A 22,926-nucleotide genomic window follows, 5' to 3' on the forward strand; every position below is an offset into this window, starting at 1 on the left:
TAATTTCCTAGTCTATTATCCTGAAAATCGACAAACACACGGCTCCCCCTTTGGGCATTTTTATGCTAAAATAGTAGCTATGGATAAAATTATTAAAAGTATATCAGAAAGCGGAGCCTTTCGTGCTTTTGTTCTTGATAGCACAGAAACCGTCCGCACTGCTCAAGAAAAACATCAAACCCAAGCCAGCTCAACTGTAGCACTTGGTCGAACTCTTATCGCCAGCCAGATTCTCGCAGCCAATGAAAAAGGAAATACCAAACTAACAGTTAAGGTACTGGGATCTAGCTCTCTAGGGGCCATTATCACGGTCGCTGATACCAAGGGTAACGTCAAAGGCTATGTTCAAAATCCTGGTGTTGACATCAAAAAGACTGCAACTGGTGAAGTTCTAGTTGGACCTTTTGTTGGAAATGGTCAATTTCTCGTTATCACAGACTACGGTACTGGAAATCCTTACAACTCTATGACTCCCCTCATCTCTGGGGAAATCGGTGAAGATCTTGCCTTTTATCTGACTGAAAGCCAACAAACCCCTTCAGCAGTGGGTCTCAATGTCCTTTTGGACGAGGAAGACAAGGTCAAGGTTGCAGGTGGCTTCCTAGTCCAAGTCTTGCCAGGAGCCAAGGAAGAAGAAATTACTCGCTTTGAAAAACGCATCCAAGAAATGCCAGCTATCTCAACCCTTCTGGAAAGCGACGACCATATCGAAGCCCTCCTTAAAGCTATCTACGGTGACGAGGCTTATAAGCGTCTTTCTGAAGAAGAAATCCGTTTCCAATGTGACTGTAGCCATGAACGCTTTATGAACGCTCTTGCCAGCCTTCCAAGTTCAGACTTACAGGAAATGAAAGAGGAAGACCACGGGGCAGAAATCACTTGTCAATTCTGCCAAACAACCTACAACTTTGATGAAAACGACCTGGAGGAACTCATTCGTGACAAATCTTAATACACCCTTTATGATTGGCAATGTTGAGATTCCCAATCGTACTGTTTTAGCGCCCATGGCTGGCGTGACCAACTCAGCCTTTCGTACTATCGCAAAAGAGCTTGGAGCTGGACTCGTTGTCATGGAAATGGTCTCTGACAAGGGAATTCAATACAATAACGAAAAAACCCTGCACATGCTTCATATCGATGAAGGCGAAAACCCTGTTTCTATCCAACTTTTTGGTAGCGATGAAGACAGCCTAGCACGCGCAGCAGAATTTATCCAAGAAAACACCAAAACCGATATCGTAGATATCAACATGGGCTGCCCAGTTAATAAAATCGTGAAGAACGAAGCTGGCGCTATGTGGCTCAAGGATCCAGACAAGATCTACTCTATCATCAACAAAGTCCAATCTGTCCTTGATATCCCTCTTACTGTCAAAATGCGTACAGGCTGGGCTGACCCATCTCTTGCCGTAGAAAATGCCCTCGCTGCTGAAGCTGCAGGTGTTTCTGCCCTTGCCATGCATGGCCGTACCCGTGAACAAATGTACACAGGCCACGCAGACCTTGAGACCCTTCACAAGGTTGCCCAAGCTCTAACCAAGATTCCATTCATCGCCAACGGTGACATCCGTACGGTTCAAGAAGCCAAACAACGCATCGAAGAAGTCGGGGCTGACGCAGTCATGATTGGCCGCGCAGCTATGGGAAATCCCTACCTCTTCAACCAAATCAACCATTATTTTGAAACAGGAGAAATCCTACCTGATTTGACCTTTGAGGACAAGATGAAAATCGCCTACGAACATTTGAAACGCTTGATTAACCTCAAAGGAGAAAACGTAGCAGTTCGTGAATTCCGAGGCCTCGCTCCTCACTACCTCCGTGGAACATCTGGCGCAGCCAAACTCCGTGGAGCCATTTCCCAAGCTAGCACCCTAGCAGAGATTGAAGCCCTCTTGCAATTGGATAAGGCTTAAAATGGTTCATACGGCTCTACTGATTATCGATATGCAAAAAGCATTTGATAACCCTATCTGGGGAGAACGAAACAACCCTCAAGCTGAACACCAAGCATTGAGGATACTGGCATACTTTCGTAAACACGCTCTTCCAGTCTTACATGTTCAACACATATCTGACAATCCCCAGTCGCAATTTCATAACAAACAAAATCAGGAGTTTAAAAGTGGATTTGAACCAGTTGCTTCCGAACCTGTCTTTCAAAAAACGGTTAATAGCGCCTTTATTGGAACAAATCTTGAAACCTATTTACGAAAAAATCAGATTTGTCATTTAGTCGTTGTTGGTTTGACCCTGCCTCATTGTGTATCTACTACGACACGAATGGCAGCAAATCTTGGTTTTGAAGTCACTTTACTAGCAGATGCTACTGCCAGTTTTACCCTATCGAACAAAAACGGTCAGACCATCTCTCCTGAGACTATCCATGAGATTAATCTCCTTTCTCTACAAGATGAGTTTGCTCAAATTCTTACTACAGAAGAATTTTTAACCCAAGTACAAGTATAAAAGAATCCGTCAACTCTTATTTGAGCTGACGGATTCTTTTATACTGTAATGCAGTGAACCAAGACACAAATAGGTAAATTTGGACCTTAGAACTGGTGATTAACAATTATTCATAAATGTCTATAGATTCAGTCAGAACTAACTCTACTAGTCTACCCCCTTTAAAGCACTAATCATGTCAATCTTTCTCATACGAAGACTAATAAAATAAGCAGTCCCTAAAGATGTAAACCAAACCAATAACGTAGCAAAAGCAAGGACATATATACTGACATAAGCGGTATACTCAATTCGAATCGTCGAAAATGTTGCTACATATTCTTTCAAAAACCATATGCCTAAAGGAATTCCTACTAGCCACCCAATAAAGGTAGTTAGTATAGTCTCAAAAAGAGTTACCATCTGTAGATATTGATTAGAAAATCCTAATACTTGCAATGTAGCATAGTCTCTCATTCTCTCTACAAAGTTTAAAGAACCTAGATTATAGAGAACAATAATAACAAGTAATAAAGCAAAGCCAATAATCATTAGAAATACACTCATTAAACTAGCTACAAAATCATAGGCATTTTTTTCTTGGCTCCCTTTTTCAATGACAGATAGAACACCTTTGTCTTGCTTAATAGTATCTTGGTCCACCTCTGACCCAACTAATAAAGTATGGGGAGTAAAATCTCCCCCTGCTTTTTCAAAGACTCTAGCATGAAGATAAGCCCCTTGATTGGTTTCACTTGTGACAATCCCTTTTACTTCAAACTTGTAAGTATAACCATCTTGATAAGGAGTTACAGTTAAAAAATCTCCGACTTTAATACCTGCCAAACGGGCAAATGATCTAGTTACATACAAACCATCATCTTTCAAAGATTCAGCACTCTCTGTTTTTGCTTGGATCATATCTCCATCATCAAATATAATCAATAAACGGTTGTATCCATCATCTGGACTAAAATGTGCTTGTGAAATTTGTACACCTTGCCCACCATATTTAGACTTAGAAGTAGGATAATCCGCCACGGTCAGTCGTTTTGAGTAAGAAAAATCTTCATTATATGCCTTATCAACAAGATGATTCATAGATACAGGCATACCAATTCCAGCAATCAGTAACATCATACTTCCTGCAACTCCCACGATTCCCATCAAAACTCGAATACGATTAAACGAGGCATCCCGAATTGCCCATCTTGAAGGATAAGAAATTCGTTGCCAGATAGAGGAAAATCTTTCCACAAAGACAGGTTTAGCAAGTTTTTCTTTACCTCTTAAAAATATTGCTGGTAAGCCTCTAGCTGACTCTCTAGAAGCTAAATAGGCAGCTAAAATACAAATTATAATGACTACAATACCAATGACTATTGATGAAGATGAATAAGAGATCTGCCAATTTGGAAGTGTAAACATTGACTTTTGAGTTTCTAGTACAAACCATGACATCAAGGGAGAAATAGCAAAGCCTGCGAAACTTCCTAATAAACTTACTACTAAGCCAAATAAAATATAATGTAAACTGATAGCCTGATTTGAAAAGCCTAAAGCCTTTAATACAGCAATCTCTTTTGTTTGGCCATCAATCAAACGCTGAATAGTTGTAAACATAGCCAAAATAGCTAACAAAATAAAGATAAAAGAAAATAGGTAAGATAAGTTTCTAATTTGCCCCACTCGATCAGTAGCTTCTGATATTTCAGTTAAACTTTTTTGATCTTGATAAGAAACTAACTCGCTCCCTAAAATAGACTCTAAATCTCCTCGCAAATCTACCTTAGAACCATAAATTTCTAAAGCATTATCTGACGATAAACTCAAAATTCCTTTTGCAATTTCATTATCGGCAATATAACCGTAGGCATCATTGTCAGGATTTGGAGCTATATATTCCATGCTACCTGTAAAATAAATCTTATCTGTCGCCTGAACAAATCCTACAATTTCTAAATCTATCTGTTTCCCCCTTGATGAAATAGAAATTGAATCTCCAATCTGTAAATGATTCTTCTTCGCATAATTCCCATCAATCCAAATCGAATCTTGTTTTCCCTCAGAAAAAGGACTTCCTTCTGTTACTGTAACCAGTTGATTATCTGTAATCGTTTCAAGATTGATTCGTCCGTCAGTCTTGTCTAAACGAACAATATTAGCAAAGCCTTTCTTTTTACTGACAACTTTTTCAACAGAAGATAAGAGTTCAACCTGCTTAATTTTTGATTCATCAATTTGTCTCGCTTGAACCCAAACAACAGGAAGTTCAGATTGTTTCAAATAACTCTCTAGACTCTTTTCAAGTCCATGCCAAGCTCCTTGTAGCCCTACAAAGATTAATACACTTAATAGAGACATCAGAAAAACAGAGAAAAATTGTTGCCAATTTTGCCGAAGATCTCTTAATAATTTTATATGAAGATACCTCATCCCAGCACCTCTTCATTATTCTCTATTTTTTCAATACTTCCATCTTTCAAATATATAACTCGATCTGCAAATTTAGCAAACTCTCTATTATGTGTAACCATTACAACTGCAGCATTCCCATTTCTAGAAACTTCCTTCAATAAAGTTAAAATACTATCACCTGTCTTTGAATCTAACGCTCCTGTAGGTTCATCACACAATAATAGACTAGGCTCTTTAGCCAATGCCCTTGCAATTGATACACGTTGCATTTCACCTCCAGAAAGTTGATTAGGAAAATTATTTTTTCTATGAAGTAAACCAACTTGATCTAAATACATATCAATTTCTTTATTGTTTTTCACTAAATTGGCTGCAATACCTATATTCTCCTTGGCTGTTAAACTTGGAACTAAATTATAAAATTGAAAAACAAAACCAATCTTATCTTTTCGATAAGCAGATAACTCCTTATCCGTAAACTTTGTTACGAGTTCCTCATCAAATATAAAGGTTCCTGATGTCGCACGATCCATCCCACCAAGTAAATTTAGTAACGTACTTTTCCCTGAACCTGATGGACCTAAAATAACTGTAAATTTCCCTTTCTCAATGGAAAAACTAACTTGATCTAGAGCACGAACTTCTTGCTCCCCCACCTTATAAATCTTGCTAATATTTTGAAACTGAATCATACATACTCCTAATATCTTGTCATAAATTTTATTTTTTCCTTTAATGTAGGCTCTTCATACTGCTCTATGATACGTTTAGATACTGCTTCCCTGTTTTCTCGTATAACCTTTTCAGCTAAGGAAATAGCCTCATCTACTGGAACAACTATTGGCAACTTATAATGTTGAATGATCTGATTTAACCGTTCTTTCTGACTACCTTTTACACAATAAGGAGTCAGGCCCAAATTCCTATAAGCTTCATATAATTCCTCATCTGATAAATTTCGATACTCTTCAGATACTGGTCTATGCCCATCTGGATCCATTGCAAACTCTACTGGTAGATGGACAACATCTGTATACCACAATTTCGCATGATTCTTAGAGACGAGCCCATAAGCAGTCAAATATTTTTTGAAAAATGTTCGACCAGGAATACCTAAAATAGATTTCATCAATCGATGAACGAATGCTGAGCCTGGATTAATTCCTACCCTCATTCGAACAGTCCCGTAAATCCATTCATTCAATACTGACCCATCTGATAGAAAACTTCCATGCTCCTTGTATAAAATTCCTTCTGTACGAATTCTCTCTTCAAAACGCTTTAACCCCAGTGCCATTAACTCAGTTGATGACATATCCTGAAATCTTCTTCCAGGATATAAATCTGTCAAAATTTCCCTCGCAGATAAAGCGTCAATTAAGGGAAGTCCCGTTGCAATCGAAAGAGCTGTAGCAGTTGTTGTCTTACCCGTAGAATAAGTACCTGATATGACTAGCCTCAATTCTCTATTTCCCATCACTGCCCCCCTCCATCAGGTAATTTTTGAGCTATTTTACTTTTAAAGACTACCTTATGATCTACATCATACCCAGACATTTCGTAGATTTTCCAATGTTCTTCTCTAATTTTTAACAATCTATTTTTTGAAACACTACCACTAAGTTCTACTACTCCGTTCAAAATTGGTGAATCCAAGTCTGCACTTACTTGCTTCATCCACATGGTATTGCTCTCCTCTCGAGATATCTCTTCGATATGGTAGGCTAACATCTCTGCCATTTGAGAAAAAATAATCAGAAGCTCTAACAAACTATAATAATTCTGTTCTAGACTACCTACACCACTATATTCAATATCTTTGATTAATACTTGCTCTGCTTTACAAGATATACTACTATCTGAAAACTCAACATCGTATATATCATGTTGTCTATCTCTTAAATGCGTTGATAAAAAATCTCTACCTTGTTCTCCTATAGCAACTACATTTTCCATACATTCTAATAATTGATAGCCTAAACAAACTTTCATATCCATTACCAAGCAATCAAATTCAATCACTTGGTTCGTCATTTTGAAATTTTGTAATTCTAATTTTAAATTTACCAATTCTTCTATAGCTTTTATTCCTGATTTTATCTCAAAATGGCTTAACCTATACTGATTTAAGCTCGCTCCCATTCTTTTCAGTATTTCACTTCCAAATAAATGAGCTAATGCTATTCCATCTAATGTACTCAGGTGCTGCTGTATGATTTCAGATTGTTTACTAGACCACAAACCTTCTTGATGAAGAGACCCAACCCCTTCTAAAATATTTTTCAACTTAACTTCATAAGTCGTCCTCTTATGTCCTCTACCAAAATAGCGATTTCTATTATCTCCAAGTAAATAATCTACTGTTAGCATATCCTTCTCCAATCTATTAAACTGACTCTATCTTAAACAAAAAAAGACAAGAAAGAATCCGTAATTTGCGAAAACCTTCTTGCCTTTTTAGGATAAATTATAAAGATACGAGATTTAATCGAATAGCCTCACGTACAGCTCCAACTCTACTCGTCACTCCCAACTTTGAACAGATATTTGAAACATGGGTATCTACTGTTCTCCTGCTTACAAATAAACTATTTGCTATCTTTTCATTAGAATATTCTTTTACAATAAGTTCCAATACACTTAACTCCGTATCTGTCAATAGATTATTTTCTTGCTTTTCTAACAAACCATCTGGGATAACGTGATTTCCCTTATAAACAGCATAAATTGCACTCTTAACATCCAAATAAGAACTTTCTTTGGGTAAAAAAGCTTGAATCCCAAAATCCATCGCTCTCTTATGTAACAAAGTGTCATAAAATCCTGATAAAAGAACTATCTTGGGAACTGTATTCAGAAATCTATTTATCTGACTAATAACATCAAATGCCGTTACTCCTTTCAGCATAAAATCCATAACTAGCACATCTACCTTTTCATTCATAAGACAGAGAAGTAAATCTGCTACTTCTGTATAGGAACCAACAATTTCAAAATTATCTTCCTTTAAAAAATAGTTCTCCAATCCTTGTAATACTAAACTGTGATCATCAATCAAAACCAAACGAATCATTTTTCTTCCCCTCTATAGGTATCCGTATCTTCACACTTGTAGGTTCTATATTTATCTGAACAGTTCCCCCCAATAAATGAACCTTCTCTACAATTCTATTTAAACCAAAATGATGTTCATTAGACTGATAGTTTCCCTTAAAAATACCATCATCTATAACTTCAATTGATAAAATCTTTTCTTTTGTAGATAAATCTACAGTAATTTCTCTAGCATTCCCATGAAGAATACTATTATTCACTAGTTCTTTAACTGTCCTTAATACAAACGTGCCCACTTTATCATTAACTTTTTCTTCATCTATTGAAAAAGTTGTCATAATCGAAACAGTTTCCATCTTCATGAATTGATTTAATATGCTAGTAATAGATTCTTTCAACCCTAATTCATGCACCATTAAAGGATAGATATTGGAACATAAATCTCTTAATTCAAAGACAATATCATCCAACATCTCTAATAAAGCTATCCTATTAATTTGTTCACTAATTTCTAACTGCTTTTTATAATAAATAACCTTCTGAATTGTAGTATCATGTATAAACGTTGCAATTTCTTCCCTCTCCAATTCAGTAGCTACAAAAGTATGAAAACTACTAAAGATTCCCTCCATCTTATGGCTAATCAACATCATTTTCCTTATTTCAGGTAACAAAGCTAGCGAAAAAAGAAAAGTGTAAAGAACGAAAAAAATTGGAGAAAATTCTCTTAATAACAGACTAAAAAGAATAATTAGACTAGTAAAAAACACGGCAAATATCAAGTTATATATGAATGGATTCCACTTCCAAGCAACATATATCATTCGTTCTAATATCAAGTTATTCACAATAGAGAACAAAATAAGCAACAACAGAGGAATACTATAAATAAACGAAACTTCCTTACCAATCGGAAAAATATATCCAAAAAATAGAGGAAATAAGGCAAGAACTGCTAAAAATAAGGTGTGAATTGGCAACATTTCTCTTCTCTGATAGTAATTTATAAGCATCTTTAACAGTAGGATAACTAAAAAGAAAAATACTAAATAAAATACTCCCCTAGAAAAAAAGATGGTTAAAAAATCAATGGGCTGTATAAGATTATAAACATACAAAAGTTGAGTTATGAGTGAATAGCCCAGTATAATACGAGAAAAGTTAGAAATGGTTGAACCTTTTATCTTTAAGACTAACACTCTAATGAAGATATCCATGAATAATGGAAATGAAGTCAAATATGAAATTAATAGACTACGACCAAATACATCTCCTATACTTGATGGAATAATCGATAATAACATCAGACTAGTATAAATAATAAAATAAAAATATCGTTTCCCAGTTTTCCCTCTACTTCTACCTTTTATGTATAAGCGAAATAACAGTAGAATCAGAAAAGCAATGATTGATAAAACAAGAAAGATAATTTGGCTTGATCTCCCAGATTCTATTATTAAAGTCTTTGAAATTCCTCTATCTAATACTGTCACAGAATGAAGCGGTTCAACAATTAAAAATCGAGATAATAAGAAATTACTATCTGGATTCTGACCGTCTATTTGTATAATAGATGACCCTATTATCTCTTGATGATTCGCAAAGCTTCCCAGATTATGGACTTGTCTAACTATCCATTCATTATCATGTTTATCTACGGTGATTCCACTGTATGTTCGATTATACACCGCAAATGAAAAATAAAGAAAGAAAATAAATAACAAAACTAAATAAAATCGAAATGTTTTTGACTTCATTTCCATTAAATCTCCATATTTCAATCGATATTGATGTTTATTCTACCATTTTTTCATTCAATAAGACAAGTTTTATAGTTAAATTTATCCTTTTTTATTTCGAGATATAACTGATATAATCTTCCTCCATGGGAAATCCCTACCTCTTTAACCAAATCAACCACTACTTTAAAACAGGAGAGATCCTACCTGATTTGACCTTTGAAGACAAGATGAAAATTGCCTACGAACACTTGAAACGCTTGATTAACCTCAAAGGGGAAAATGTCGCAGTTCGTGAATTCCGTGGCCTCGCTCCTCACTACCTCCGTGGAACATCTGGCGCTGCCAAACTTCGTGGAGCCATTTCACAAGCTAGCACCCTAGAAGAGATTGAAGCCCTCTTGCAATTGGATAAGGCTTAATAGACCAAAACCCGTAACTCTCTTAAAGGTTACGGGTTTTTGATTGTAAAAATTCAAATACTGAGAGCTATTATTGATTCAAAGCAACACTGGAAACCTTGCCATCCGCTCCTGTTGTAATTTGGATGACTTTTCCTCCACCGATTTTGGCATTATACTTGCCATCATCAAGAGTATAAGAATAGCCTCTGATAGAGTAGTTTTCTTTCTTTCCATCAGCAGATTCTACTGTAAATTGACCACCTGATGAAACTGTGATGGTTTCACCATTAGCTCCCTTCCAATTGCCCGCTGCAGCTGAGAAATCACCATCTACCATGGTTAAAACACCCTTGTAGCGTTTATTTTGCTCTGCTTGCTTGTCTTGAAGTTTGCGGTCAGTTGTAGGATCATAGCTTGATTGGTTAGACTGGGCTTGAGGAGCCTGAGCAGGCGTTTGTTGACTAGCTGCCTGTTGATTAGACACCTCTTGACCTTGTCTTTGCTCTGGTGCAGGTGTTGCTGGTGATGGTGTTGTAGTTGCTGAAGATTGATCAGTAGACGCCTTGGCCTTTTCAGATGAAGCTGAACTTGAGGACTTCTGAGTCTTGCTTTCTTTGCTAGCAGAAGCTGCTTTAGAGCTTGATGATTGGCTTGTCTTAGCAGAACTGCTTGCTTGAGTTGTTTCCTTTTTATTTCCACAAGCTCCTAATAGTAGGGTAGAAGCTAATACAGTTGCTGTCATCAATTTGATATAGGTTTTCTTTTTCATTTTTCTACTCCTTTGTAATGTTTTAGAAATATAAAGAAATCTTTTTGTAATACAATTGTAACATTCGTATTTAAATATGTCAACAATTTATCTAAACTATTTTAAAAATATTAAATACTTTAGATACATTTACTCCTCCTACTCTTCTATTCGTAATAAAACAGAAAAACAGGAGATTTTCCTGTTAAAAATTTGACTTTTTTATGTAATCGCTTTCGTTGTATTAGGCAAAGGAATATAATGACATTGAAATAGGATATTGGAGGTGCACTCTTATGCTAAATAAGTATTACAAGTATCTTCCTTGGTTTATTTTGGGAGCGATTGGTTCTTATAAATCAGCAATTCACTATGGTAAAACTTCATTTGATGTCTTCTATCTGACTACAGTCTTTATGATTTTCTATATGGCTTTGTTATTCCTACACGAAAAATATCTCAAGTATCGATACAAAGACTTTTTTACTCACATGTTGAGAAATTCTAAGAAAGATAGCCACCCATAAAAGCAGTCACAACAGCAAAGCCATCTCATGATGGTACATAAAGAGGTCGGGAACTTTTCCCGACCTCACTTTTATGCAATATCAAATTTTAACTGGCCTGCTTTGACACCAATCTTAAGTGTGCTGCCTGCCTCTAATTCTCCCTTGAGAAGAAGTTCTGCCAACTTGTCTTCCACTTCTGTTTGTAGGGTTCTGCGAAGTGGACGAGCCCCCATCTCTGGGTCATATCCTTGATTTGCCAACAATTTCAGTGCGGAAGCTTGTAATTTCAAGTCAATACCTTTTTCAGCCAAACTTGTCACTAAAGGTTTGACCATAATCTTCACCACTTCCTGCATATGGTCGCTAGAAAGGCTATGGAAGACCACCTTTTCATCAATACGGTTGATAAACTCAGGTCTATAAGCTTTTTTCAGCTCTTCAAACATGCGTTTTTCCATATTTTCCTGGTCAAAACGAATGTCCTTAGCCCCAAATCCGACAGTCTTGTCATCCCGAAGGGCTGTCGCACCAAGGTTTGACGTCATGATGATAATGGTATTTGAAAAGTCGACCTTGCGGCCCTTGCTATCGGTCAAGACACCGTCATCCAAGACCTGCAAGAGAACATTAAAGATGTCTGGGTGGGCCTTCTCCACCTCGTCAAAGAGGAGAACGGAATAGGGTTTGTTGCGAACCTTCTCTGTCAACTCCCCACCTTCTTCATAACCCACATAACCAGGAGGCGCTCCATTGAGACGGCTGGCTGCGAATTTCTCCATGTACTCACTCATATCAAAGCGGATAAGAGCTGATTCGTCATCAAAAAGAACTTCTGCTAGAGCCTTAGCCAATTCGGTCTTCCCGACACCTGTAGGCCCTAAGAACATAAAGGAACCAATCGGACGCTTATGACTGCGAATCCCTGACTGATTGCGACGAATGGCACGGCTAATGCTTAAAACTGCTTGATCTTGACCGATGACACGTTTGTGTAGTTCAGCTTCCAAGTTCAGGTATTTCTTAGCATCAGTCTGAGTCAGTTTTTGGACTGGGATACCTGACAAACGACTCAAGGTGGTCAAAATATCAGACTCTGTCACCAAGTCTTTATAGACAGGCACTTGCTCTTCTTTTGCTATTAGCTGGGCTGCCTGTTTCCACTTGCCATCCATCAAAGCCTTCTCAGCTGGACTCAAACCTGAATCGTCTGCTTTTACATGCTTTGCCCTATTTTGCACTGTTGCTGCCGCTTCATCTAAGAGGTCGATAGCAGAGTCTGGCAAGTGACGACTAGTCAAGTAACGATGGGCCATCTTAACAGCTGTTTCAACCGCTTCATCTGTGATTTGCACACGGTGATGTTTCTCATAAGTCGCCTTCAAACCTTGCAAAATAATCATGCTGTCTGCCACACTTGGCTCTTCAATCGTCACTTTGGCAAAACGACGAGAAAGGGCTGCGTCTTTTTCAATGTGTTTTTGATATTCTTCCTGAGTGGTCGCACCAACCGTTCTCAAAGTTCCACGCGCCAAGGCTGGCTTCAAGATATTGGCTGCATCCAGAGTCGAATCAATCCCGCTCCCAGAACCCATGATGGTGTGGAGCTCATCGATAAAGAGGATGACTTGGCCATCTTCTTCAATATCCTTGATGATATTGTTCATGCGTTCTTCAAAGTCACCACGGAAGCGTGTCCCTGCAACAACGTTCATCAAATCAAGCTCTAACACGCGCATCTTAGCCATTTCCGCAGGTACATCACCACTAGCAATACGCTGGGCAAGACCAAGCGCCAGAGCAGTTTTCCCGACACCAGCATCCCCAACCAAGACAGGATTATTCTTGGTTTTACGGCTCAAGATTTGAATCATACGGGAGATTTCCTTGTCTCGACCGATGACTGGTTCTAACTTGCCAGAACGCGCTTGCTCTGTCAAATCATGCGTATAGTCCTCTAGACCACCACTCGGAGTCTGTGGCATACCCATCATATTAGCCATAGAATTTTGCTTGTCAGCTACTGTACGATGGCGTTGGCGTAAGGCCTTGAGATCTTCTCGAGTCCAACCTGCACGCTCTTCTAGATTTCGACGTAGGGCAGCAATCTTAACCTGATCTTTCTTGTCTTCATAAGAAAAACCTGCTCTCTCCAAGATACGAGTTGCCAAGGCATTGCCATCATGCAAAATCGCATAGAGGACATGCTCTGTCCCTAGCACCTTAGCATGGACCACTGATGCTACATATTCGGCTTCATCAAAGAGAACCTGCAAACGATGGGAGAACGACAACTCCGTAAAAGTTTCATCCTGGCTATAGTCCGTTTCAGTCAGTTCCAAAGCCACCTCTTCTAAACGGTCCATTTCATATGGATAATCATTTAAAGTCGCCCCTGCCACACTATAACTATGATTGGACATGGCAATCAACAAGTGCCAAGACTCTAGATAACGAGCTCCAAAATGGCCAGCAACCATGTAGGCACTTTCGATACATTCATTCAATGCTTTTGAATAGTTCATCTTACTTCCCTTTTCTATCTACCTCTTGTATGACCTGTCGTAGCATGTCTGCTCGAAGGATTGGTGCTTCTTCTCCTAGAACGCGATCCAAAGCTACTGCCATCAGCAAATTCATCTCCTGCTTGGTCATCAATTCCTGCTCAACCAAAAGCTGCAGAATATCTTCGTAAATTTCTTGACTAACTCTCTCACCAATCGAGTAAAGTAGCTCCCTGAGCATTTCATGATGACTAGAAAACTCAATCCGTCCTATACGAATGTAGCCTCCGCCACCACGCTTACTTTCAACCAAGTAGCCTCTACTTTCCGTAAAGCGTGTCTTGATTACATAGTTAATCTGACTAGGAACAACCTGAAAGGTATCTGCCAACTGACTCCGTTGCAACTCCACAATTCCAGATTGATCTAAAATCGCCTTGATGTAGGCCTCAATATGATCCGATGTATTTTTAAATCTCATTACAAACCCACCTCTCTCTTTAAACCTTGACTATCTTTGACTATTATACCGAAATTTTCTCATTTTTAAAAGAAAAAGGGCGCTGGTAAAGGATAATCTTCACCAACTCCCTATTTTTCTACTTATCTAAGCCTAATTCTGCCAAGATTTGACGTTTATAGGCAATCTTTTGCACCTCTTTGTCCTCAGCTTCAGACCAATCTAGTTTAATTTCTGAAACAATCTGTCCAGGACGATTTTTCAAGATATAGATGCGGTCGCTGAGATTGAGGGCCTCCTCGATACTATGCGTGATGATTAGGGTCGTTAGCTGCAACTGCTTGTGAATCTCAAGGTACCAAGCGTGGAGTTCCATCTTGGTCATCTCATCCAAGGCGCTAAAGGCCTCATCTAAGAGAAAGAGCTTGTGCCCGAAAAGGTAAGTTCGAAGCAAGGCTACACGCTGACGCATCCCGCCACTGAGTTCATGAGGGTATTTATCTCTTACAGCTGTCAACTGGAAGGTCGCAAGAATTTCATCCGCGCGGGCAATGGCTTCCGCCTTATCCACTTTTTGAATCAAGAGGGGCAGAATGATATTACCAAGCACCGTCTTGTGCTCCAAGAGCAAGTCCTTTTGCAACATATAACTCACGCGCCCCTTGGGATTTTCTTCACCATCAAGGACAATTCTCCCTGACTGGACTTCTAAAATTCCAGCGATCAGATTAAAGAGAGTGGTTTTTCCAACACCACTTGGGCCTAAGATAGAAACCACTTCACCTGAAGTCACCTGCAGGTTAATGTTCTCTAAAATTTTCTCCTCGCCATAGGCATAACTGACGTGTTCTAGTCTAATTTCTGTCATTATTTCACAAATTCGTTGGTGAAGCCTTTGTCTGTCAAGTCTTCTTTAAGGATACCATTTTCTCTATCCCATTTGTAGAAGGCATTCCAGCGAGCTGCGTCAAATTGTCCCCATTTTTCCTTGTCGCTTGCGTATTCTTTTGACAAGTATTTTTGAGATTCGATGACAAAGTCACGTTTTTCCTGAAGTTCAGGTGCGTTCTTGATGAGGATATCTGCTGCTTCCTCTGGATGCTCCATAGCATATTGGTAGCCTTTTTTGATGGCTTGGATAACTTTGCGAGCTTCTTCTTTGTTGTCTTTGAGGTAGTCGTTGTTGGCGATGATAACTGGTGAGTAGTAGTCAAATTCTTTAACGTAGTCTTTCAAGTACATAAAGTTAGCATCTACACCTTGAGATTTAGCAAGAATTCCATCCCATCCATAGTAGATCCAAGCAGTATCAAAGACACCATTAGCAATCGGTGTGATAGAGTTTGAGTCGTTATTTGGTACTTTTTCAACCTTCTCAAAGTCCCCACCTTGTGATTCTACCAAGGTTTTCAACATAGCAAGCTCAGTTGGGTCATTCCAAGTCCCGTATTTCTTACCAACCAAGTCTTTTGGACTAGCTACATTGTCAGATTTACGAGAGATGATTCCTGATGTATTGTGCTCAACAATAGCTGCAACGGCAGTAATTCCTGCTCCTTTTTCCAATTTTTTAGCCATGTAGTCTTGGAAATACACTGCAAATGGTGCCTTTCCGTTAATAACCAAGTCAGAAGAACTTTCTTCTGGTGGCAATTTCAAGTCAACATCCACTCCAGCTTCTTTGAAATAACCTTTTTCCTTGGCAACATAAAGCCCTGTGTGGTTAGTATTTGGTGTCCAGTCTAGGATAAAGTCGATCTTCTTGAGTTCTGCTTCTTTGTTGTCCTTAGAAGCAGTTCCTTGACCACAAGCTACAAGCACAACAGCTACAAGAGCTGTTAAAACAGTTAAAAACACTTTCCATGTTTTTTTCATTTTGATTTCCTCTTTTCTTTTTTGAAACATTCTTATCTCACGAACGTTTCCATTTAATAACATATTTTTCACTAATATCGACCAGCTTCATACCGAGAAGACTGATAATCGATACCAGAATAATAATAGCAAACATGGTATCATACTGAAACAGTTTCTTGGACTGAATCATGTAAACACCTAGTCCTTCAAAGCCTCCCAACCACTCAGATACCACTGTTGTGATAAAGGCGTAGGAAACACTGACCCTCAGACCTGCATAAAAGTAAGGCAGACTGACTGGAATTTTAAAATGCCACAGGATTTGCCAAGGTTTGGCCCGCATCAGACTAAACAAGGTCAGCATATCCTTGTCACAATGCCTAAAACCGTCCAAAATGCTGACGATAATAGGAAAGGTTGTCGTCAAGATAATCAAGACAATCTTGGGCAAAATCCCATAACCTAGCCACAAGACCAGAATAGGGGCTATGGCAATAGTCGGGATAGTCTGAACAACCACCATCATAGGGTAAATCAGGTCATTGAGCCAAGTCAAACTGTCCATAAGCACAGCCATGAGACAGGCAATCAAGACTCCCAAAATTAGACCTAGCAAAGCCACTCTCAAGGTCGCCCAGCTATGGTGCCAGAGAAATTCTCTGTCACGAATAAAGGACAGGAGAATTTCAAGAGGTGTCGGCAGGATAAACTTGGGGAGAAGTTTAAGCAAACCTGCTAACTGCCAGATGGACAAGATCCCTAGAAAGCCCAATAGACTAATGTGTCGTCTCAGTATACTTTTCAAGTTTCTCATCAATACTTAAAATCTCTCCTACATTTATTTTGACATTGGCAAAGACATTGTCTGCCTCCTGTCCTGCCACTTCCAGCGCTTCTTTGAGAATGCGCATGAGCTCATCAAACTCCCCTTCCAAGACTGTTTCAAATGGTGTCACCACTATCGTCACTTCTTGAGTTTGCAGATAAGCAATGACTTGATCGATAACAGCAATCCTATCAATCCCCTGTGCTAGGGGTAAAACTTGCAAGGCAATGCTTGCTTTCATAAAAACCTCCTCTTCTCGTTTTCCTTTGACAAAAAGAAAAACCTTTACCATATATGGAAAAGGTCAAGAATAGACTAAGTATCGTTCCCTACGCTGGCATTACCCAGATCAGGTGTGGTCGAAGTTTAACACTTCCTCTCAGACTGTACACAGACTCCCATATATTATATGGACATATGATAGCGCAAAATAAAAAAAATGTCAAGGAAACTGCTTACAGAAAAGAGCAGGAAAAATTTCCTACTCCAATTTTCTATACTCGTTCTCCATCACTATTTACTCTATAGCCATCCACCGTCGTATTGATAGCTAAGGCACCTGAAGAGTAAGAATAATACCACTTACCAGACACTTGATACCAGCCTGTTTTCATTGCCCCTGAACCATCCAGATAATACCAAACCCCATTTTCCTTTAACCATCCTGTCTGCATTTCACCAGATGATTTCAAATAATACCACTCACCTGAGACCTGATACCAGCCTGTTTTCATTACCCCTGAACTATCTAGATAATACCACAAGCCATTTTCCTTTAACCATCCTGTCTGCATTTCACCAGATGATTTCAAATAATACCAGCTAGAGGCATCTTTCAGCCATCCCGTCGCCTTAGAACCATCTGATTTGAAATAATACCAACTACCATTTATTTTCTTCCAACCGACAGTCAGAACATTATTGGAACTACCTTCTGGTTGATTCTGCGATGAAGCAACCTCCTCTAACTGAATATAACGACGATTTCCACTATAAGATATATAACTCAACCACTTGTATCCATCTTTTTCGAGAATTTGATCATAATGAACATTCTCCCCAGGATAATAGTAATCAATCGCAGTTGCGCTAGCTAGAGGCTGATTTTTGATAGCTGACTTAGTCTTAAAATAATGTGTTCCTCCTGTTGAAGCCGAGGATTGACTGTGCCCAACACTGCCTCCAGCTAAATCTTTAAAATGAATAAAGCCAGTCATGGTATTTGCCTTCACGACGCGCTTATTATAAGATTCCCTTATTCCATAGTTGTATTCTTCAATCTCAATCTGATCTCCCACTACATTTGACACCCAAGCAACATGACCATAAGTTCCTGCAGTAGACCAAGCAATGGAGCCAATCGTCGGTGTATTATCTACACGATAGCCTTCACGACGAGCACGATAACCCCATTCATTCGCATTTCCATAAGCTGCTGGAATCTCAAAACCATTGACATTACTCAAACGAAAGGCTGCAAAAGAAGTACACTGACGAGAATACATCCGCCACTTATCAATCTCCTGGCTCCCATTTTTATAATAAGCAGGATAATCATCCCCACGTGCAATCGATCCATTTCCTCCGGAATAGGCATATACACTATCACCCGCTGCTAGCATCAATCCTACTACTAAAAAAGGAACAACCTTTTTAACTGATTTTCTAAAAGAAAACGTTGTCTCTGTTACTTTTAATGGTAAAACTTTCATTCTTCCTCCTTGAAAATAATATAAATCGAAGATTGCCTTCACTTAAATTATTCGGAGAAAAAAGAAAAAGTGAGAAAATTTCTCACTTTAGTCAAGATAATGAATCAAATTCTTTTCTGTAAGGATATCTGAATAAGTAAAGGATTCAACGAAAACATTAGCTTGTTTATCTCCTTCAACATTTCCAAATTCAACGATAAATAGGGATGGATAAACCTCAATTAGCTTACCCAATCTATTTTTTTGGCGCTTACGACCATTCTCCAAAGTCATTTCTACGACTTGTCCCTCATGTGCCTTGATTTCTTCTTTGATTTTTTTCATCTTGGCTACATCTGTAAATGCATCTGACATCTTATGCCTCCCTCTTTGAGATACTTGAAAATTTATTGTATTCTTTTTGGAAAATTAATTCCACCGTTCCACGAGCTCCACTGCGGTTTTTCTCGATAATAACTTCTACCTTATTATTTGGTATGCCTTCCTCTTCTTCGCCACCACGCTCATAGTAGTCGTCGCGATAAAGAAAGGCTACGATATCAGCGTCCTGCTCAATAGACCCAGATTCACGAATATCTGACAAGACTGGCCGCTTATCCTGACGTTGTTCTACACCACGAGAAAGCTGACTTAGAGCGATTACTGGAACTTTCAGTTCTTTTGCTAGGATTTTCAACTGACGTGAAATTTCTGAAACTTCTTGTTGACGATTTTCTCGGCCTGTACCTGTAATCAATTGCAAGTAATCTATCAAAATCAAACCAAGATTGCCCGTTTCTTGAGCAAGTTTACGTGAGCGAGAACGAATTTCTGTAATCCGAATCCCTGGCGTATCATCAATATAGATACTTGCATTCGCTAGATTCCCTTGAGCAATGGTATATTTTTGCCATTCCTCATCGGTCAATTGACCCGTACGGATAGAATGGGACTCGACCAAGCCTTCTGCGGCTAACATACGGTCCACTAGACTTTCCGCACCCATTTCAAGCGAAAAGATAGCAACCGTTTTGTCCAACTTGGTCCCAATGTTCTGAGCAATATTCAAGGCAAAGGCTGTCTTACCAACCGCCGGACGGGCTGCTAGTATAATCAACTCCTCCTCATGAAGTCCAGTCGTCATATGATCCAAGTCACGATAGCCCGTCGCAATACCTGTAATATCGGTCGTTTGTTGCGAGCGAGCTTCCAGATTCCCAAAATTGACATTCAACACATCTCGAATATTCTTAAATCCACTTCGATTTGCATTTTCACTGACATCAATCAGGCCTTTTTCTGCCTGAGCAATGATTTCATCAGCTGGTTGCGAAGCCTCGTAAGCTTGATTGACAGACTCTGTCAACTTAGCGATTAAACGACGTAGCATTGCTTTTTCTGCAACAATCTTAGCATAATACTCCGCATTAGCAGAAGTTGGCACAGAATTGACAATCTCAACCAAGTAAGACAAGCCACCAATATTCTGTAAGTCACCTTGATTATCAAGAATGGTACGAACCGTTGTTGCATCTATAGCATCGCCACGATCGGATAAATCTACCATGGCTTGGAAAATCAAACGATGGGCATACTTAAAAAAGTCCCGAGACTCAATATATTCTCGTACAAAAACAAGCTTACTCTCATCAATAAAGATAGCCCCTAAAACGGATTGCTCAGCTAAGATATCTTGAGGTTGTACTCGTAACTCTTCTACTTCTGCCATCAGACTTCCCTTCCTTTTACAATCTTGTCAAGAAAGTGTAAATTTACCCTTCTTTCACACGAAGATTGATTACACTTGTGATATCTTGATAGATTTTCACTGGTACATCAATCAAGCCAACTGCTCGAATCGGAGCTTGTACTTGAATATGACGTTTATCAATCTTAATTCCAAATTGCTTTTGCAATTCTTCTGCAATCTTCTTATTGGTAATAGAACCAAAGGTACGGCCATCTGGACCAACTTTTTCAACAAATTCTACAACCGTTTCTTCAGCTTCAAGTTGGGCTTTAATTGCTTTTGCTTCTGCAATCATCTCAGCGTGAGCTTTTTCTTCCGATTTTTGTTTACCACGTAGTTCACCTACAGCTTGGGCAGTCGCTTCTTTTGCTAGATTCTTTTTGATAAGAAAGTTTTGCGCATACCCTGTTGGTACTTCCTTAATCTCGCCTTTTTTACCTTTTCCTTTGACATCTGCTAAAAAGATTACTTTCATTCTTCTTTCTCCTTTTCCTTTATTTCATTTAATACAATTTCTGTCAGTTTTTCACCCGCTTCTGACAAGCTTAAATCCTTAATTTGAGCTGCTGCCAAATTAAAGTGACCTCCACCTCCCAGCTCTTCCATAATCCGTTGTACATTCAGTTTACTACGACTGCGAGCTGAGATAGAGATAAATCCTTGTGTATTTTTCGCAAGAACAAAACTCGCTTCAATACCTGACATTGCTAACATAGCATCTGCTGCCTTACTAATAACAACTGTATCATAGCATTTCGAGTCCTGAGCCTCTGCTATCAATACATCTGAACCTAATTTACGCCCTTGTAAAATCAGTTCATTGACCTCACGATATTCTTCAAAATCTGTCGCAGCGATTTCTTGGATAGCAACACTATCGCTTCCTCTCGTTCTGAGATAGCTAGCAACATCAAATGTCCGACTAGTCACTCGTGAGGTGAAATTTTTAGTATCCAGCATCATACCAGCCATCAAAACACTGGCCTGCATACGACTCAGACGATTTTTCTTAGAATTCTGGAACTGAATCAATTCCGTTACCAACTCACTGGCACTGCTTGCACCACTTTCGATATAAGTGATAACTGCATTGTCTGGAAAATCCTGATCCCTTCTGTGGTGGTCAATAACGATGGTCTGTGTAAACAAATCATAAAATTCTTTCGATAAAGTTAAGGCAGTCTTTGAATGGTCTACAAGAATCAACAAAGAACGATTAGTCACCAAGCCCATTGCATCCTTAACAGACAACAACTTTGTAACTCCTTCTTTTTCTAAGAATGAAACAGCCCGTTCAATATCCGGCGACATTTGTTCTTCATCATAAAGAGCATAACTATTTTCAGTCACATTACTAGCAAATAACTGCATACCTACAGCAGAGCCCAAAGCATCCATATCCAGATTTTTGTGACCAACTACAAAAACCTGATCTACACTTCGAATCTTATCTGAAATAGCCGTCATCATAGCGCGCGTACGCGTCCGTGTACGTTTGATTGAGGCAGCAGACCCACCACCAAAATAAACTGGATTTTTCGTTTCGTCGTTCTCCTTGACAACCACCTGGTCGCCACCACGCACTTCAGCTAAGTTCAAATTGAGTAAAGCCACTTTCCCTATTTCATCATGATTTCCATCACCATAAGAAAATCCCATACTTAAGGTCAAGGGCAACTGTCTCTGTTTCGACTCTTCTCTGAAAGAATCAATAACAGAAAATTTATCGTTCATCAATCCCTCAAGCACCGTGTAGTCCGTAAATAGATAAAAGCGATCCATACTCACTCGACGGGAGAACATGGCATGCTTCCCAGCAAATTCTGAAACAAAATTGGCTACAAAACTATTGATATGACTGATATCAGACTCTGATGTTTCATCTTCTAAATCATCGTAGTTGTCAACAGAGACGATTCCAATCACAGGTCGACTCGTTACTAACTCAACATTCGCTTCATATTCTCCAGACACATCAAAGAAGTAAAGAACTCCAGATACCTTGTCCATATGAACCGAATAGCGAGTCTCACCCAAGGTGGCATAGGATCCCGGATTTCCTACCGATGCCTTGATAATTGTTTGAATTAATGCCACATCAATCTCGCCCACTTCATTAGTCAAAATCAATTCAGCATAAGGGTTAAACCATTCAACTTCACCTGACGATAAGTCTAGTTTAATAACTCCGACAGGCATCTGTTCTAACAAGGTTGTCAAACTATCTTCAGCTTGGTGGTTTACATACTGGATTTGTTCTACTTCACTCTTTGAGTAGTAGTCTCTCTGATGGATGAATAGTAAAATATATGAACCCAAAATAAGTAGCAAAAGAAATAGCGTTACCAGTGTATTCGTTACAAAAACAAGTTGCACAGATAGCACTCCGAACGCCACTATTCCTAATATTAAGGGGAAAATAGGACTTACATAAAATTTTTTCATTCCAAACCTCTTGGCACCCATTATACCATAATAACCACCAAAAAGCGACTTTTTAAAAGTGTAATCAGTAATT

Annotated in this window: 22 protein-coding genes, 1 pseudogene and 1 riboswitch; of the genes and pseudogenes, 5 read left to right on the plus strand and 18 right to left on the minus strand. The window is 38.9% G+C overall.

Annotated elements, in window-relative coordinates; genetic code table 11:
* The first annotated feature begins 79 nt into the window (after positions 1-79).
* The 3 genes from hslO to GEZ84_RS07970 are packed head-to-tail and all read left to right on the plus strand — an operon-like array spanning position 80 to position 2,472.
* The gene (gene hslO / locus GEZ84_RS07960) at positions 80-952 is read left to right on the plus strand and encodes an Hsp33 family molecular chaperone HslO (RefSeq protein ID WP_153224142.1); all 873 of its coding nucleotides are present in this window, start codon (positions 80-82) and stop codon (positions 950-952) included.
* Complete coding sequence (gene dusB, locus GEZ84_RS07965; protein WP_000183308.1) at positions 939-1,919, plus strand: tRNA dihydrouridine synthase DusB; 981 nt, start codon at positions 939-941, stop codon at positions 1,917-1,919. Before hslO ends, dusB begins: the two co-directional genes overlap by 14 nt.
* A 1-nt stretch (position 1,920) precedes the next feature.
* Positions 1,921-2,472, plus strand: coding sequence for a cysteine hydrolase family protein (locus tag GEZ84_RS07970; RefSeq protein WP_153224143.1), 552 nt, complete (start codon positions 1,921-1,923; stop codon positions 2,470-2,472).
* Positions 2,473-2,619: 147 nt separating this feature from the next.
* On the opposite strand, the gene GEZ84_RS07975 is transcribed toward GEZ84_RS07970, so the two are convergent.
* The 6 genes from GEZ84_RS07975 to GEZ84_RS08000 form a co-directional block, all read right to left on the minus strand.
* Complete coding sequence (locus GEZ84_RS07975; protein WP_153224144.1) at positions 2,620-4,887, minus strand: ABC transporter permease; 2,268 nt, start codon at positions 4,885-4,887, stop codon at positions 2,620-2,622.
* Positions 4,884-5,561, minus strand: coding sequence for an ABC transporter ATP-binding protein (locus tag GEZ84_RS07980; RefSeq protein WP_000614114.1), 678 nt, complete (start codon positions 5,559-5,561; stop codon positions 4,884-4,886). The genes GEZ84_RS07975 and GEZ84_RS07980 overlap by 4 nt, the downstream gene beginning before the upstream one ends.
* An 8-nt stretch (positions 5,562-5,569) precedes the next feature.
* On the minus strand, positions 5,570-6,346 hold the full coding sequence (locus GEZ84_RS07985; RefSeq protein ID WP_153224145.1) for an AAA family ATPase: 777 nt from the start codon (positions 6,344-6,346) through the stop codon (positions 5,570-5,572).
* Complete coding sequence (locus GEZ84_RS07990) at positions 6,346-7,239, minus strand: AvrD family protein (RefSeq protein WP_153224146.1); 894 nt, start codon at positions 7,237-7,239, stop codon at positions 6,346-6,348. Before GEZ84_RS07990 ends, GEZ84_RS07985 begins: the two co-directional genes overlap by 1 nt.
* Before the next feature lie 97 nt (positions 7,240-7,336).
* The gene (locus tag GEZ84_RS07995; RefSeq protein WP_153224147.1) at positions 7,337-7,942 is read right to left on the minus strand and encodes a response regulator transcription factor; all 606 of its coding nucleotides are present in this window, start codon (positions 7,940-7,942) and stop codon (positions 7,337-7,339) included.
* Entirely contained in the window at positions 7,920-9,686 is a 1,767-nt protein-coding gene (locus GEZ84_RS08000; protein ID WP_153224148.1) for an ATP-binding protein, read from the minus strand. The genes GEZ84_RS07995 and GEZ84_RS08000 overlap by 23 nt, the downstream gene beginning before the upstream one ends.
* Before the next feature lie 116 nt (positions 9,687-9,802).
* Here GEZ84_RS08000 and GEZ84_RS08005 point away from each other — a divergent pair.
* Positions 9,803-10,084: pseudogene (locus GEZ84_RS08005) on the plus strand (tRNA-dihydrouridine synthase); the annotation flags it as partial.
* Between the two features lie 70 nt (positions 10,085-10,154).
* Here the strand turns inward: GEZ84_RS08005 and GEZ84_RS08010 are convergent.
* Positions 10,155-10,835, minus strand: coding sequence for a hypothetical protein (locus tag GEZ84_RS08010; protein ID WP_153224150.1), 681 nt, complete (start codon positions 10,833-10,835; stop codon positions 10,155-10,157).
* A gap of 275 nt (positions 10,836-11,110) precedes the next feature.
* Between GEZ84_RS08010 and GEZ84_RS08015 the strand changes: the two genes are divergently transcribed.
* Entirely contained in the window at positions 11,111-11,341 is a 231-nt protein-coding gene (locus GEZ84_RS08015) for a hypothetical protein (protein WP_153224151.1), read from the plus strand.
* Between the two features lie 71 nt (positions 11,342-11,412).
* On the opposite strand, the gene GEZ84_RS08020 is transcribed toward GEZ84_RS08015, so the two are convergent.
* The 11 genes from GEZ84_RS08020 to GEZ84_RS08070 all read right to left on the minus strand — a co-directional run bounded on the left by GEZ84_RS08020 (position 11,413) and on the right by GEZ84_RS08070 (position 22,853).
* On the minus strand, positions 11,413-13,845 hold the full coding sequence (locus GEZ84_RS08020; RefSeq protein WP_153224152.1) for an ATP-dependent Clp protease ATP-binding subunit: 2,433 nt from the start codon (positions 13,843-13,845) through the stop codon (positions 11,413-11,415).
* Between the two features lies 1 nt (position 13,846).
* A complete protein-coding gene (locus GEZ84_RS08025) occupies positions 13,847-14,305 on the minus strand; it encodes a CtsR family transcriptional regulator (protein WP_153224153.1) in 459 nt (152 codons plus the stop codon).
* A 118-nt stretch (positions 14,306-14,423) separates the two neighbouring features.
* Positions 14,424-15,152: an ABC transporter ATP-binding protein gene (locus GEZ84_RS08030; protein ID WP_153224154.1), complete on the minus strand. Its 729-nt coding sequence runs from the start codon at positions 15,150-15,152 to the stop codon at positions 14,424-14,426.
* Positions 15,152-16,159: an ABC transporter substrate-binding protein gene (locus tag GEZ84_RS08035; protein WP_153224155.1), complete on the minus strand. Its 1,008-nt coding sequence runs from the start codon at positions 16,157-16,159 to the stop codon at positions 15,152-15,154. Before GEZ84_RS08035 ends, GEZ84_RS08030 begins: the two co-directional genes overlap by 1 nt.
* Before the next feature lie 37 nt (positions 16,160-16,196).
* On the minus strand, positions 16,197-16,955 hold the full coding sequence (locus tag GEZ84_RS08040) for an ABC transporter permease (protein WP_194252050.1): 759 nt from the start codon (positions 16,953-16,955) through the stop codon (positions 16,197-16,199).
* Positions 16,918-17,208: a thiamine-binding protein gene (locus tag GEZ84_RS08045; protein ID WP_153224157.1), complete on the minus strand. Its 291-nt coding sequence runs from the start codon at positions 17,206-17,208 to the stop codon at positions 16,918-16,920. The genes GEZ84_RS08040 and GEZ84_RS08045 overlap by 38 nt, the downstream gene beginning before the upstream one ends.
* Before the next feature lie 68 nt (positions 17,209-17,276).
* A riboswitch (TPP riboswitch) is annotated at positions 17,277-17,379 on the minus strand.
* Positions 17,380-17,461: 82 nt separating this feature from the next.
* Entirely contained in the window at positions 17,462-18,679 is a 1,218-nt protein-coding gene (locus GEZ84_RS08050) for an SH3 domain-containing protein (RefSeq protein ID WP_153224158.1), read from the minus strand.
* A gap of 87 nt (positions 18,680-18,766) precedes the next feature.
* A complete protein-coding gene (locus GEZ84_RS08055) occupies positions 18,767-19,033 on the minus strand; it encodes a Veg family protein (RefSeq protein WP_001278168.1) in 267 nt (88 codons plus the stop codon).
* A gap of 1 nt (position 19,034) precedes the next feature.
* Positions 19,035-20,387 (minus strand): replicative DNA helicase, encoded by a 1,353-nt coding sequence (gene dnaB / locus GEZ84_RS08060; RefSeq protein WP_000852490.1) that lies wholly within the window; start codon positions 20,385-20,387, stop codon positions 19,035-19,037.
* Positions 20,388-20,430: 43 nt separating this feature from the next.
* On the minus strand, positions 20,431-20,883 hold the full coding sequence (rplI, locus tag GEZ84_RS08065) for a 50S ribosomal protein L9 (RefSeq protein ID WP_000864214.1): 453 nt from the start codon (positions 20,881-20,883) through the stop codon (positions 20,431-20,433).
* Positions 20,880-22,853, minus strand: a complete 1,974-nt coding sequence (locus GEZ84_RS08070; RefSeq protein WP_153224159.1) for a DHH family phosphoesterase — start codon at positions 22,851-22,853, stop codon at positions 20,880-20,882. Before GEZ84_RS08070 ends, rplI begins: the two co-directional genes overlap by 4 nt.
* Positions 22,854-22,926: the final 73 nt, after the last annotated feature.

It is taken from the genome of Streptococcus mitis, from assembly GCF_009496155.1.
In the GTDB taxonomy this organism is placed as follows: domain Bacteria; phylum Bacillota; class Bacilli; order Lactobacillales; family Streptococcaceae; genus Streptococcus; species Streptococcus mitis_BQ.

Coding starts and splice junctions, on each gene's coding strand:
- GEZ84_RS07980 (WP_000614114.1), bottom strand. CDS start 5,561: ATGATTCAGTTTCAAAATATTAGCAAGATTTATAAGGTGGGGGAGCAA.
- GEZ84_RS07975 (WP_153224144.1), bottom strand. CDS start 4,887: ATGAGGTATCTTCATATAAAATTATTAAGAGATCTTCGGCAAAATTGG.
- rplI (WP_000864214.1), bottom strand. CDS start 20,883: ATGAAAGTAATCTTTTTAGCAGATGTCAAAGGAAAAGGTAAAAAAGGC.
- GEZ84_RS08035 (WP_153224155.1), bottom strand. CDS start 16,159: ATGAAAAAAACATGGAAAGTGTTTTTAACTGTTTTAACAGCTCTTGTA.
- dnaB (WP_000852490.1), bottom strand. CDS start 20,387: ATGGCAGAAGTAGAAGAGTTACGAGTACAACCTCAAGATATCTTAGCT.
- GEZ84_RS07995 (WP_153224147.1), bottom strand. CDS start 7,942: ATGATTCGTTTGGTTTTGATTGATGATCACAGTTTAGTATTACAAGGA.
- hslO (WP_153224142.1), top strand. CDS start 80: ATGGATAAAATTATTAAAAGTATATCAGAAAGCGGAGCCTTTCGTGCT.
- GEZ84_RS08055 (WP_001278168.1), bottom strand. CDS start 19,033: ATGTCAGATGCATTTACAGATGTAGCCAAGATGAAAAAAATCAAAGAA.
- GEZ84_RS08020 (WP_153224152.1), bottom strand. CDS start 13,845: ATGAACTATTCAAAAGCATTGAATGAATGTATCGAAAGTGCCTACATG.
- GEZ84_RS08070 (WP_153224159.1), bottom strand. CDS start 22,853: ATGAAAAAATTTTATGTAAGTCCTATTTTCCCCTTAATATTAGGAATA.
- GEZ84_RS08000 (WP_153224148.1), bottom strand. CDS start 9,686: ATGGAAATGAAGTCAAAAACATTTCGATTTTATTTAGTTTTGTTATTT.
- GEZ84_RS08025 (WP_153224153.1), bottom strand. CDS start 14,305: ATGAGATTTAAAAATACATCGGATCATATTGAGGCCTACATCAAGGCG.
- GEZ84_RS07990 (WP_153224146.1), bottom strand. CDS start 7,239: ATGCTAACAGTAGATTATTTACTTGGAGATAATAGAAATCGCTATTTT.
- GEZ84_RS08015 (WP_153224151.1), top strand. CDS start 11,111: ATGCTAAATAAGTATTACAAGTATCTTCCTTGGTTTATTTTGGGAGCG.
- GEZ84_RS07985 (WP_153224145.1), bottom strand. CDS start 6,346: ATGGGAAATAGAGAATTGAGGCTAGTCATATCAGGTACTTATTCTACG.
- GEZ84_RS08045 (WP_153224157.1), bottom strand. CDS start 17,208: ATGAAAGCAAGCATTGCCTTGCAAGTTTTACCCCTAGCACAGGGGATT.
- GEZ84_RS08050 (WP_153224158.1), bottom strand. CDS start 18,679: ATGAAAGTTTTACCATTAAAAGTAACAGAGACAACGTTTTCTTTTAGA.
- GEZ84_RS08040 (WP_194252050.1), bottom strand. CDS start 16,955: ATGAGAAACTTGAAAAGTATACTGAGACGACACATTAGTCTATTGGGC.
- GEZ84_RS08030 (WP_153224154.1), bottom strand. CDS start 15,152: ATGACAGAAATTAGACTAGAACACGTCAGTTATGCCTATGGCGAGGAG.
- GEZ84_RS08010 (WP_153224150.1), bottom strand. CDS start 10,835: ATGAAAAAGAAAACCTATATCAAATTGATGACAGCAACTGTATTAGCT.
- GEZ84_RS07970 (WP_153224143.1), top strand. CDS start 1,921: ATGGTTCATACGGCTCTACTGATTATCGATATGCAAAAAGCATTTGAT.